This is a genomic window from Bradyrhizobium oropedii, assembly GCF_020889685.1.
GTDB classification, from domain to species: Bacteria; Pseudomonadota; Alphaproteobacteria; order Rhizobiales; family Xanthobacteraceae; genus Bradyrhizobium; species Bradyrhizobium oropedii.
The window spans coordinates 1-11,775 of sequence record NZ_JACMYO010000225.1; the positions used below are offsets into that span (position 1 = coordinate 1).

An 11,775-nucleotide genomic window follows, 5' to 3' on the forward strand; every position below is an offset into this window, starting at 1 on the left:
AACCACCGATGTTTATGGTTGTACTGAGCTGGAGCCCCAACCTTAGTCATTGTGAGAGCTGTGGTTATGGGTCCCGGCTCAAGGCCGGGACGACGATGCGGATCTAGCTCGACTTCGTCTTCCGCCGCGCCTGCTTGCGCCAGTCGGCGACGAACGACACGAAGGCGGCGAGCGCGGGCGGCGGCTGGCGGCGACTCGGGTAGTACAGGAACGGCCCGTCGAACGGTGGGCACCAATCGTCGAGCACGCTGACCAGCGCGCCGGATTTGATGCCGTAGCGGACATAGCCCTCGAACGTCGCCCAGTAGCCGACGCCGTCATGGACCGCTCGCAGCGCAAGGCCGAGATAGGTCGCAGTCAGCTTGGCCGGCGGCGACACCTTCACCAGGCGGCCATTCTTCTCGAATTCCCAATCGAACATCACGCCGTTGCTGAAGCGGCTGCGGATGCAGGCATGCGTCAGCAGATCCTTCGGATGCATCGGCCGGCCATGCTTCGCGACATAGTCGCTCGACGCCACCACCGCGTAGCGCTGTGGCGCACCGAGCGGCACCGCGACCATGTCCTGCGCCAGATGCTCGCCATAGCGCACGCCGGCGTCAAAGCCCTGCGCGACGATGTCGACGAACGCACTCTCGGCCACGACATCGAGGTCGACCTGCGGATATCTGGCGAGGAACGGCGCGATCATCGGCGCCAGCACGAGATCGACCGCGGGCGGCGGCGCGTTGATGCGCAGCCGCCCCGACGGCTCGGCGCGCAGGCCGCGCACCTCTGTGATCGCGTCGGCGACGTTGACCATTGCCGGCGCGACGCGGGCGAGCAGCAGTTCGCCGGCTTCGGTCAGCGCGACGCTGCGTGTGGTGCGGTTCATCAGGCGGACGCCGAGCCGCTCTTCCATGTCGCGCAGGCGCTGGCTGAGGCTCGAAACCGAGACGCGGCTCTCCAGCGCCGCACGCCGGAAGTTGCGCGTGCGTGCCACCGCCACGAAGGCGTCGAGGTCGCGAAGGTCGAAATCCTGCATTGTTCGATATAGTGAACAACCCATTCTCGATTGTCCAGCTTATCCCGAAAGCCGGATCGGCCCATATCAGCCGCGCGATTTTGGCGGCGGATCACCTGCCGCAATGTTTTGGGAACACCACCATGGACACACGCAAACTCGGTTCCACCGGCCCTACGGTTTCGCTGATCGGCCTCGGCTGCATGGGGATGTCCGACTTCTACGGCCCGACCGACCGCAGCGAGAGCATCGCCACCATCCATGCCGCGCTCGAGGCCGGCATCACGCTGCTCGACACCGGCGACTTCTACGGCATGGGCCACAATGAGATGCTGATCGGCGAGGCCTTGAAGAGCCGCAGCCGCGACAATCTGCAGATCAGCGTCAAGTTCGGCGCGCTGCGCGATCGCAACTATGGCTTTCTCGGTTATGACAGCCGCCCGGTCGCCGTGAAGAATTTCGTCGCCTACTCGCTGCAACGGCTCGGCGTCGATCACATCGACATCTACCGCCCGGCGCGGCTCGATCCCAACGTGCCGATCGAGGAGACGGTCGGCACCATGGCCGACATGATCAAGGCAGGCTGGATCAGGCATATCGGTCTGTCCGAGGTCGGCTCCGACACCATCCGCCGCGCCCACAAGGTGCACCCGATCGCCGATCTGCAAATCGAATATTCGTTGATCTCGCGCGGCATCGAGACCGACATTTTGAAGACCTGCCGCGAGTTCGGCATCGGCATATCAGCCTATGGCGTGCTGGCGCGCGGACTGATCAGCGGCCACTGGTCGAAGGACCGCGCCGGCGCAAAGGATTTCCGCCTGCTCAGCCCGCGCTTTCAGGCCGGCAACATCGACACCAACCTTGCACTGGCGGATCGGCTGCGCGTCATCGCCGGCGAGATCGGCGCCTCGCCGGCGCAGGTCGCGATTGCCTGGGTCGCAGCGCAGGGCAAGGACATCGTGCCGCTGGTCGGCGCGCGGCGCCGCGAACGGCTGACCGAGGCACTCGGCGCGCTCGATGTGAAACTGACCGCGGCGCATCTTGCCGCACTCGCCGAGGCATTTCCGCCCGGCGCCGCCGCCGGCGGACGTTATCCGGAAGAGCATCTCCGGCACATGGACAGCGAGAAGTCTGCGACGGCGTCCTGACCTCTAAGGCGCGACGCCTCGCGCCTTAGCTTTTTTTTGAGCATGATCTCAGCGCAAACGCTTCGCGTTTGTCGCGGGAAAACCGCGTCACACTTTTCAGGATCATGCTCTACCGATGCCCGCTCAGATCGGTGATATCAGGGGCATCACCATTGAGCGGGTTCTGCGGATCGCGCGCGTAACGCAAGGTTTCGAACCGCATCGCGCGCGCATCCACCATCAGCAGGCGGCCGACCAGGCCCTCGCCGAAGCCGACGATCTCGCGGATCGCCTCCAGCGCCATCATCGATCCCAGCACACCGGCCAGCGCGCCCATGACGCCGGCCTCGGCGCAGGCCGGCACCGTGCCGGGCGGCGGCGCCTCCGGGAACAGGCAGCGATAGGTCGGGTTGAACACGCCGTCCGTATTCTTCTCGTGCGCGCGGATCGTGGTCAGCGAGCCGTCGAACTGGCCCAGCGCCGCGGTGATCAGCGGCCGCTTCGCGAGGAAGCAGGCATCGGCGACGAGATAGCGGGTCTCGAAATTGTCGGAGCCGTCGAGCACGAGATCGTAATTCGCAATCAGCGCCATCGCATTGCCGGCAGTGAGCCGCATTGGATGCGCCTCGAACCTCACATGCGGATTGAGCGCGTGGATCTGAGCCGCGGCGCTGTCGACCTTGCGCTTGCCGATATCGGAAGTCGTATGGATGATCTGGCGCTGCAAATTGGACAGCGAGACGATGTCGTCATCGATCACGCCGAGCCGGCCGACGCCGGCGGCAGCCAGATACATCAGCACCGGCGCACCGAGGCCGCCGGCGCCGATCACCAGTACGGAGGCCTGCTTCAACGCATTCTGCCCCGGGCCGCCCACCTCGCGCAGCACGATGTGGCGGGCGTAGCGTTCGAGTTCGTCGACACTCAGCATGATGATGTCCTGCGCGCTGTTCCCTGAACCGGAGCGCGGTTGTTGCCGACCAAGCAGATGTGCTTAATTGCGTGGACGTCAATGGTATCAGTCATTTCCCCCGGATTTGTCATGAGATTGGTGCTTTCGGCAACATTGATCGTCGCGGCTGTAGGCGCGGCGCACGCCCAGTTGACGCCGCCGACGACGGCCGGGGCCAAGCCGAAAACGGTGACGACGGTGCCGGTTCGCCCCGCGCTGCAAAAGCCGGAGGATACCGCCGGCGCGATGGCGCAGGCCGAGCGGCTGGCGCTGCAATCCGACCTCGCCTGGGTCGGCGAATATAACGGCGCCATTACCGGCGACGTCAACGAGCGCATGGTCAATGCGATCAAGGAATTCCAGAAGAACCGCGGCGGCAAGCCGACCGGCGTGCTGAACCCGCAGGAGCGCGGCGTGCTCGCCGACACCGCGCGGCGGAAGCAGGAGAGCGTCGGCTGGCGGATCGTCACCGAACCTGCCACCGGAGCGCGGCTCGGCATTCCGACCAAGCTGGTGCCGCAGCTCACCAGCGATGCCGCAGGCGCCAAATGGACTTCACCCACCGGCACCGTTCAGGTGCTGCTGACCCGGCGCAAGGAAGCGAGCCCGACCACCGCAAAGCTCGCCGAGCAGGAAAAGAAGGAGCCGGCCGGCCGCACCATCGACTACACCGTGGTGAAGCCGGATTTCTTCGTGCTGTCCGGCATGCAGGGGCTGAAGAAGTTCTATCTGCGCGGCACCTTGAAGGGCGACGAGGTGCGCATCCTCACCATCCTCTATGACCAGGCGATGCAGACCACCGTCGAGCCGGTGGTGATCGCGATGTCGAGCGCCTTCAACGCATTTCCATCAGGCATTCAGGCCGGCCCGCCGCCGCGCAAGACCGTCGAATATGCCACCGGCGTCGTGGTCAGCGATGATGGCGCGATCATAACTGACCGCGTCGCGACCAGCGACTGCATCGCACTGACGATCCCGGGTTACGGCAATGCCGACCGGGTCGCCGAGGACAAGGAACATGATCTCGCTCTGCTGCGCATCTATGGGGCGCGCGGGCTGAAGCCGCTCAGCATCGCAGGCCAGGCGACGCAGACCGCGCTCGACATCACCGGCATCGCCGATCCGCAGAACCAGGGCGGCGGCGCGGCCGCGAGCAGCGTCAAGGCTTCGGTGGCGCAACTCGGTGGCGGCGACCAGGCGCTGTCACCACCGCCTGCGCTCGGGTTCTCCGGCGCAGCGGCGCTCGACGGTGGCGGCAAGTTTGCCGGCATCGCGCTGCTGAAGCCCGTCATCGTCGCGGGCCCCGCGAACGCGGCACCACCGGCGCAGGCCGCGCTGGTGCCTTCCGATACGGTGCGCACCTTCCTGAAAGCGCATGCCGTCACCGCATCGGGCGAATCGGTGGACGCCAAATCCGCCGTGGTCCGCGTGATCTGCGTCAGGAAATAAGTTCACCTCGCCCCGCTTGCGGGGAGAGGTCGGATTGCATCGCCGGATGCAATCCGGGTGAGGGGTGCAGGTACGTCCGCTTGCATCGCGCGCGGTGAGAGCCCCTCACCCCAACCCTCTCCCCGCAAGAGCGGGGCGAGGGAGCCAACGAGCCCTTGCCGTCTCACCTCAACGCAAACCGCACCCCTGCACGAGCCAAGCCACCGGCAATGCCGACCGGCGTGCCGTCGGCGCGCCAGCAGGCCGCGCCCGACATCGTGCCATCGGCGTGGAACTGGATCGCGTTCATGCCGCCGGCGACCGTCGGCACCACTTGCACCTTGTGGCCTTTCGCCGACAGCGCGGCGCGGACGGTCTCCGGCACCGCCCGCTCGACCTCCAGCGCATTGCCCTCGGTCCAGACCCGCGGCGCTTCGACCGCTTCCTGCAGGCTCATGCCGTGGTCGATCAGATTGATCAGCGCCTGCATCGCGCTCGGAAAGATGCGCTTTCCGCCGGGCAGGCCGAGCGCGTAAGCGAGCTTGCCGTCGCGCAGCGCCATCATCGGCGACATCGAGGTGGTGACGCGCTTGCCCGCGGCCAGCGACAGTGCTTGTCCCGGCCGCGGATCGAACAGGTTCATGTAGTTGTTCGGCACGGTGCCGAGGCCCGGGATCAGGATCTTGGCCCCGAACAGATTGTTGATGGTCTGGGTGGTCGCGACCACATTGCCCATCGCATCCGCCGCGGTCATGTGCGTGGTGTGGGCGCTTTCGAGTTGCGCGACGCCGGCGCTCCAGGCCTGCGCGCGGTCGGGATCGATCGCGCGGCGGCGCTCGTCGGCATAGGCCTTCGAGGTCAGCCGCTCCACCGGGACGTTGATGTAGGCGGGATCGCCGCTCGCGGCTTCACGGTCGGCAAAGGCGATCTTCAGCACCTCGGCAAGGTAATGAATCGTCTCGGTCGTGCCGAAGCCGAGGCGCGCGATGTCGTAGCCTTCGAGGATGTTGAGCATCTGCGTGATGTGCACGCCTGAGGCTGCCGGCGGCGGCGGCCCGAGGATTTCCCAGCCGCGGTAGTCGCAGCGGATCGGCTGCCGCTCGACGGTCTTGTAGGTCGCAAGATCCTCCTGCGCGATGAAGCCGCCGTTCTCCTTCATGTACTCGACCAGGATGTCGCCGAGCGGCCCCTGATAGAACGCGTTGTCGCCGTGATCGGCAATGTATTTCAGCGTTTCGGCATATTCGGCCTGCACCACGCGCTCGCCCGGCTTGAGCGGCGTGCCGTTGGGCAGATAGATCGCCGATATCGGCTTGTCCTTCAGCATCTCCTCGGCGCCGTCGGTGATGCATTCGTGGAGATAGGGCGTCGCCGCATAGCCGCGCGCGGCATGCTTGATCGCGGGCTGCATCACGTCGGCGAGGCTCATGGTGCCGAAACGGCGCAGCGTTTCACACCAGGCCTTCAGCGAGCCCGGCACCGCGACCGCCTTCGGCCCGTTCAAATTCTCGTTGCCGACGGTGTCGAACACGTCATGCGCCGAGCCGGGCTTCGAGGTGTAGGTATCGGGCTTCACAGCCTGCGGCACCGTGCTCTGGCCGTCGATGAAGCGATGGCTGCCGTCGGCGAGGCGGATATGCGCCATGCCGCCGCCGATGATGCCGACCATCATCGGCTCGACCACGGTCAGCGCAAACAAGGTGGCGATCGCCGCATCGATCGCATTGCCGCCGGCAGCGAGCATCTCGGCGCCCGCGCTCGATGCCAACGGATGATTGCTCACCACCATGCCGCGGCTGCTGCTGGCCGGCTGCTTCTCACATTGAAAACTTGCCGCGGTGCGGTCGCGCCAATTGCCGCTCATGAATTCGCACTCCCTTTGTTGTTATTTTTGGCACTTCGGGCACCAGAACGTCGAGCGGCCGTTCTGGGTAAAGCGCCTGACGATACCCTCGCAGCCCGACGTGCGGCACGTCTCGCCTTCGCGGTCGTAGACCTGGAACGAATGCTGGAAGTAGCCGAGATCGCCGTTGGTCAAGCGATGGTCGCTGATCGAGGAACCGCCGGCCTTGATCGCCTGGTTGAGCACCGAATGGATCGCATCGACCACCCGCTTGGCATGGTCGGTCGGCTCGGCCTTTTTGGTCGCAAGCGTCGCGGCCAATCGCCGCGGCGACAGATGCGAACGGAACAGCACCTCGCAGACATAGATATTGCCAAGTCCCGCCACCACGCGCTGATCGAGCAGCGCTGCCTTCAGGCTGGTCTTCTTGTTGTGGCAGGAGCGCGCCAGCATCGTCGCGTCGAACTCGTTGCCGAGCGGCTCGGGACCGAGCCCCTTCAGCAGCGGCTCATCCTCGATCGCGTTGCGGGCGATGATCTTCATGTAACCGAACCGCCTGGGATCGTTGAACACGACCGCCGCGCCCGAGGACATGTGGAACACGACGTGATCATGCGCGCGATCGTCGCTGCGCGGATGGTGGAATTGCCCCGGCGTCGCCGCGCCCTCCTGCTTCAGCACGCGGAACGAGCCCGACATGCCCAGATGCATCAGCAGCACGTCGCCGGAGTTCAGGTCCGCCATCAAATATTTGGCACGGCGGCCGAGCCCGGTGATGGTCTGGCCCTCGAGCCGGGCGATAAAGTCCTTTTGAAACGGAAACCGCAAATCCTTGCGGCGGGCCTCGGCCTTGAGGATTTTGGACCCTTCCATGGCCGGTTGCAGGCCGCGGCGGACGGTCTCGACTTCGGGTAATTCCGGCATGGCAGGCATTCACCTTTTGGAAGTGACGTGATAGCGCCATTGCGGCCGCCGCGCTATGGTTTGGCTGGAGCGTTTTCGAGTGAAGTGGCCCCGGTTCGCGTGAAGAGAACGCGACCAAAAGGTAAGAGTGTGAGTTGATGGATCGGCCGGATCAAACCACCCATTTCGGCTTCAGGGACGTGCCCCTGGGCGAGAAGCAGACGCTGGTGAACGACGTGTTTCACAGCGTGGCACAGCGCTACGACTTGATGAACGATCTGATGTCGGTCGGGCTGCACCGGGCCTGGAAGGACGTCATGATCACGACGCTCGACCCGCCGAAGAGCGACCGGCCGTTCGCGCTGCTCGACGTCGCCGGCGGCACCGGCGACATCTCATTCCGGGCCGCCAAGGCCGCGGGCACCGGTTTCCATGCCACGGTCTGCGACATCAATTCCGATATGCTTGCTGTCGGCCGCGAGCGCGCCACCAGGCAGCACCTCGATGACCGCGTCTCGTTCGTCGAGGGCAATGCCGAGACTCTGGGTTTCGCCGACCGCGCGTTCGACGCCTACACCATCGCGTTCGGCATCCGCAACGTGCCGCAGATCGAGCTTGCGCTGCGCGAGGCCTATCGGGTGCTCAAGCCCGGCAGCCGCTTCCTGTGCCTGGAATTTTCCACCGTCGACGTGCCCGGCCTCGACAAGATCTACGATCTGTTCTCCTTCAAGGTGATCCCGCCGCTCGGCCGCGCCGTCACCGGTGACGCCGAGTCCTATCAATATCTCGTCGAGTCGATCCGCAAATTCCCGCGGCCGAGCGCGTTCGCCGAAATGATCGGCGCCGCCGGCTTTGCGCGCGTGAAGTGGCAGAGCCTCTCCGGCGGCATCGTGGCGCTGCATTCGGGCTGGCGTTTGTGATCTCTGCACTGACCCACATTACGCGCCTCGCCCGCGCCGGTTTCGTGTTTGCGCGCGAAGGCGTGTTCGGCGTCGTCGATCCCGCGCTGGTGCCGCCGCCCGGGCAGCTCGCGCTGAAGCTGGCGCGGCTGATCGAGCGCCGCTCCGCCAAATCGGGTCCGCGGCTGTCGCGCGCGCTGACCCGGCTCGGGCCCGCTTATCTCAAGCTCGGGCAATTCCTCGCCACTCGGCCCGACGTGGTCGGCGTGGCGATGGCGCGCGACCTTGAAGCCCTGCAGGACCGGCTGCCGCCATTCGCGCAGGAAGAGGCCGAAGCTGTCCTCACGCAATCGCTGGAACGGCCGCTGGCGCAGGCCTTTGCGCATCTCGGGCCGGCGGTTGCCGCAGCCTCGATCGCGCAGGTGCACCGCGCCGAGATCGAGCGCGACGGCGTGCGGCAGCAGGTTGCGGTCAAGGTGCTCCGGCCCAACGTCGCCGCGCGCTTCCGCCGCGACCTCAGCGACTTCTTCTTTGTCGCGCACAAGGCCGAGGCGCATTCCGCCGAGGCGCGGCGCTTGCGGCTGATCGAAGTCATCAACACGATGTCGCGCTCGGTCGCGATGGAGATGGACCTTCGGCTCGAGGCGGCGGCGCTGTCCGAGATGGCCGAGAACACGCGCGACGATCCGGACTTCCGCGTGCCCACGGTGGATTGGGATCGCACCGCCCACAGCGTGCTGACGATGGAATGGATCGACGGCATCGCGCTGAACGATCACGCCCGGCTGGCGCAGGCCCAGGTCGACCTGCCGGATCTCGGCCGCAAGGTGATCCAGAGCTTCCTGCGCCACGCGCTGCGCGACGGCTTCTTCCATGCCGACATGCATCCGGGCAATCTGTTCCTCGACGAGACCGGCCGGCTCGTTGCGGTGGATTTCGGCATCATGGGCCGGCTCGGGATGAAGGAGCGGCGTTTCCTGGCCGAGATCCTGCTCGGCTTCATTACCCGTGACTATCGCCGCGTCGCCGAGGTGCATTTCGAGGCCGGCTATGTGCCGGGCCACCATTCGGTGGAGAATTTCGCGCAAGCCATCCGCGCCATCGGCGAGCCGATCCACAACCGCACCGCCGAGGAAATCTCGATGGCGAAGCTCCTGACGCTTCTGCTCGAGGTCACCGGCCTGTTCGACATGCAGACGCGGCCCGAACTGATCCTGTTGCAGAAGACCATGGTGGTGGTCGAGGGCGTGGCGCGCGGCTTCGACCCGAAACTCGACATCTGGAAGATCGCCGACCCCGTGGTGCGCGAATGGATCACGCGCAATCTCGGGCCCGCCGGACGCATCCAGGGCGCGATTTCGGGTGCGGGCGAGCTCGGTCGCGTCCTCGCCAATTTGCCGTCGATTGCCAACCGCGCCGTGACGGTGCTCGAGCAGCTCGAGACCATGACCCGGGAGGGCCACATGCTGTCGTCGGACTCGATCGACGAAATGGCCCGCGCCGAGGCCCGCAAGGCGCGGGTGCAGACCGTCGGCCTCTGGGTCATTGCCGCCGCCCTGATCGCAATCTTCTTCGCCATCCGCGCGCACTGATTGCAATGCATGCACTATGTGATAGCATCGCTGTCACATTTGAGCATGCTGCTGAGGGCACGCCATGGCCAGCCTGACCATCCGCAAACTCGACGACACGCTGAAGGCCTATCTGCGGCTCCGTTCCGCCAAGAACGGACGCTCGGTCGAAGAGGAGGTCCGGGTGATCCTCCGGGAGCTTGCAGGGGGCGGTACGGAGCCCACGGAGACGCCCGGCGCGGGTTCCCCCACAGTTACAGCCCCTGCTCCACGGGCCGCCAGCGCGACCGGCGAGCCCCGTGTCACCCTGATCATCGGCGGCGGGATCGCGGCCTACAAGGCGTTGGATCTGATCCGGCGGCTCAAGGAACGGCACATCCAGGTCCGTTGCGTGCTGACCAAGGCGGCGCAGCAATTCGTGACCCCGCTGGCCGCCAGCGCGCTGTCGCATGAGCGCGTCTACACCGATTTGTTCGACGCCGAGAGCGAGTTCGATGCCGGCCATATAAGGCTGGCGCGAGACTGCGACCTGATCGTGGTGGCGCCGGCCACCGCCGACCTGATGGCCAAGATGGCGCAGGGCCATGCCGACGATCTCGCCAGCGCCACCTTGCTTGCGGCCAACCGGCCGATCCTGCTGGCGCCGGCGATGAACCCGCTGATGTGGAACAACCCGGCCACCCGCCGCAACGTGCTGCAGCTCCGCCGCGACGGCGTCCACACCGTCGGCCCCAATGCGGGCGAGATGGCGGAAGCCGGCGAGGCCGGCGTCGGGCGGATGGCCGAACCTGTCGAGATCGCCGCCGCCGCCGACCGCATGCTGCGGCCACCGCAGCCGCGTCCGCTCGCCGGCAAGCGGGTGCTGATCACCGCCGGCCCGACCCATGAGGCGATCGATCCGGTCCGCTACATCGCCAACCGCTCGTCCGGCAAGCAGGGCTTTGCCATTGCCGCCGCCGCGCGCGCCGCCGGCGCCGAGGTCGTGCTGGTGACCGGCCCGGTCGATCTCGACGATCCCCAGGGTATCTCCGTCATGCGCGTGGAGTCCGCGCGCGACATGCTGCACCGGGTCGAGGCCGCGCTGCCGGTCGACGTTGCGATCTTTGCCGCCGCGGTCGCCGACTGGCGGGTCGCGACCGAAGGCAGCCAGAAGCTGAAGAAGACCGCGGCCGGCATGCCGCCGCTGCAACTGGTCGAGAACCCCGACATCCTCGCGACGATCTCCAAGCTCAAGGAGAAGCGGCCGCCGCTGGTGATCGGCTTTGCCGCCGAGACCGAGCATCTGATCGAGAACGCCAAGGCGAAGTTCGCGCGCAAGGGCTGCGACTGGATCGTCGCCAACGACGTCTCGCCGGCGACCGGCGTGATGGGTGGCGACCGCAACACCGTTCATTTGCTCTCGCGCGAGGGCAAGGACGTCACCGTCGACTCCTGGCCGGTCATGACCAAGGAAGAAGTCGCGACCGCGCTGGTCTCGCGCATCGCAAGAGAAGTAGGAACCGCATCGTGAGCGCCATTATCAAGGTTGAAGTCCACCAATTGCCGCATGGCGCAGATCTGCTGCTGCCGATCTATCAGACCGCCGACGCGGCCGGCCTCGACCTGCTGGCCGCGGTGCCGCGGTCGGCGCCGCTGCTGCTGCTGCCGGGCCGCTACGAGATGGTTCCGACCGGGCTGACCATCGCGCTGCCGCCCGGCTACGAGGCGCAGGTGCGGCCGCGTTCCGGGCTAGCCGCCAAATACGGCATCACCGTGCTGAACTCGCCCGGCACGATCGATGCCGACTATCGCGGCGAGATCAACGTGCTGCTGATCAATCACGGCCAGGAGGCGTTTTCGATCCGGCGCGGCGAGCGGATCGCGCAGATGGTGATCGCGCCAGTCACAAGGGCCGAGCTGGTTCCGGTCGACGTGCTGTCGTCCACCGATCGCGGCAGCGGCGGCTTCGGCTCGACCGGGCGCTAGAGTAATGGGCTCCACTTCACCTCGCCCCGCGTGCGGGGAGAGGTCGGAACGCATCGTTAGATGCGTTCCGGGTGAGGGGGA

General features: G+C 66.3%; 10 protein-coding genes. 6 read left to right on the plus strand and 4 right to left on the minus strand.

Annotation, left to right across the window (positions count from 1 at the left end; all coding sequences use genetic code 11):
- Positions 1 to 103: 103 nt before the first annotated feature.
- Positions 104 to 1,024, minus strand: coding sequence for a LysR family transcriptional regulator (locus H8A95_RS37530; RefSeq protein WP_229187646.1), 921 nt, complete (start codon positions 1,022 to 1,024; stop codon positions 104 to 106).
- Positions 1,025 to 1,146: 122 nt separating this feature from the next.
- On the opposite strand from H8A95_RS37530, the gene H8A95_RS37535 reads away from it, so the two are divergent.
- On the plus strand, positions 1,147 to 2,154 hold the full coding sequence (locus H8A95_RS37535) for an aldo/keto reductase (RefSeq protein WP_229187647.1): 1,008 nt from the start codon (positions 1,147 to 1,149) through the stop codon (positions 2,152 to 2,154).
- Positions 2,155 to 2,263: 109 nt separating this feature from the next.
- Here H8A95_RS37535 and H8A95_RS37540 read toward each other — a convergent pair whose 3' ends face one another.
- Positions 2,264 to 3,064, minus strand: a complete 801-nt coding sequence (locus H8A95_RS37540; protein WP_229187648.1) for a HesA/MoeB/ThiF family protein — start codon at positions 3,062 to 3,064, stop codon at positions 2,264 to 2,266.
- A 111-nt stretch (positions 3,065 to 3,175) separates the two neighbouring features.
- Between H8A95_RS37540 and H8A95_RS37545 the strand changes: the two genes are divergently transcribed.
- The gene (locus tag H8A95_RS37545) at positions 3,176 to 4,534 is read left to right on the plus strand and encodes a serine protease (RefSeq protein WP_229187649.1); all 1,359 of its coding nucleotides are present in this window, start codon (positions 3,176 to 3,178) and stop codon (positions 4,532 to 4,534) included.
- A gap of 163 nt (positions 4,535 to 4,697) precedes the next feature.
- Here H8A95_RS37545 and ggt read toward each other — a convergent pair whose 3' ends face one another.
- Together ggt and mutM are read right to left on the minus strand one after the other, a co-directional pair.
- Positions 4,698 to 6,377 (minus strand): gamma-glutamyltransferase, encoded by a 1,680-nt coding sequence (gene ggt, locus H8A95_RS37550; protein WP_229187650.1) that lies wholly within the window; start codon positions 6,375 to 6,377, stop codon positions 4,698 to 4,700.
- A gap of 21 nt (positions 6,378 to 6,398) precedes the next feature.
- Complete coding sequence (mutM, locus tag H8A95_RS37555) at positions 6,399 to 7,280, minus strand: bifunctional DNA-formamidopyrimidine glycosylase/DNA-(apurinic or apyrimidinic site) lyase (RefSeq protein ID WP_229187651.1); 882 nt, start codon at positions 7,278 to 7,280, stop codon at positions 6,399 to 6,401.
- 137 nt (positions 7,281 to 7,417) lie between these two features.
- On the opposite strand from mutM, the gene ubiE reads away from it, so the two are divergent.
- The 4 genes from ubiE (at position 7,418) to dut (ending at position 11,694) form a co-directional block, all read left to right on the plus strand.
- Entirely contained in the window at positions 7,418 to 8,179 is a 762-nt protein-coding gene (gene ubiE / locus H8A95_RS37560) for a bifunctional demethylmenaquinone methyltransferase/2-methoxy-6-polyprenyl-1,4-benzoquinol methylase UbiE (protein WP_229187652.1), read from the plus strand.
- Positions 8,176 to 9,750: a 2-polyprenylphenol 6-hydroxylase gene (gene ubiB, locus H8A95_RS37565; RefSeq protein ID WP_229187653.1), complete on the plus strand. Its 1,575-nt coding sequence runs from the start codon at positions 8,176 to 8,178 to the stop codon at positions 9,748 to 9,750. The genes ubiE and ubiB overlap by 4 nt, the downstream gene beginning before the upstream one ends.
- 64 nt (positions 9,751 to 9,814) lie before the next feature.
- Positions 9,815 to 11,239: a bifunctional phosphopantothenoylcysteine decarboxylase/phosphopantothenate--cysteine ligase CoaBC gene (gene coaBC, locus H8A95_RS37570; protein WP_229187654.1), complete on the plus strand. Its 1,425-nt coding sequence runs from the start codon at positions 9,815 to 9,817 to the stop codon at positions 11,237 to 11,239.
- Complete coding sequence (gene dut, locus H8A95_RS37575) at positions 11,236 to 11,694, plus strand: dUTP diphosphatase (protein ID WP_229187655.1); 459 nt, start codon at positions 11,236 to 11,238, stop codon at positions 11,692 to 11,694. The genes coaBC and dut overlap by 4 nt, the downstream gene beginning before the upstream one ends.
- Positions 11,695 to 11,775: the final 81 nt, after the last annotated feature.

Bases quoted from the DNA above. Each gene is read 5' to 3' on its own strand.
- H8A95_RS37540 (WP_229187648.1), bottom strand. From the start codon at position 3,064: ATGCTGAGTGTCGACGAACTCGAACGCTACGCCCGCCACATCGTGCTG.
- H8A95_RS37545 (WP_229187649.1), top strand. From the start codon at position 3,176: ATGAGATTGGTGCTTTCGGCAACATTGATCGTCGCGGCTGTAGGCGCG.
- mutM (WP_229187651.1), bottom strand. From the start codon at position 7,280: ATGCCGGAATTACCCGAAGTCGAGACCGTCCGCCGCGGCCTGCAACCG.
- coaBC (WP_229187654.1), top strand. From the start codon at position 9,815: ATGGCCAGCCTGACCATCCGCAAACTCGACGACACGCTGAAGGCCTAT.
- ubiE (WP_229187652.1), top strand. From the start codon at position 7,418: ATGGATCGGCCGGATCAAACCACCCATTTCGGCTTCAGGGACGTGCCC.
- ggt (WP_229187650.1), bottom strand. From the start codon at position 6,377: ATGAGCGGCAATTGGCGCGACCGCACCGCGGCAAGTTTTCAATGTGAG.
- H8A95_RS37530 (WP_229187646.1), bottom strand. From the start codon at position 1,024: ATGCAGGATTTCGACCTTCGCGACCTCGACGCCTTCGTGGCGGTGGCA.
- H8A95_RS37535 (WP_229187647.1), top strand. From the start codon at position 1,147: ATGGACACACGCAAACTCGGTTCCACCGGCCCTACGGTTTCGCTGATC.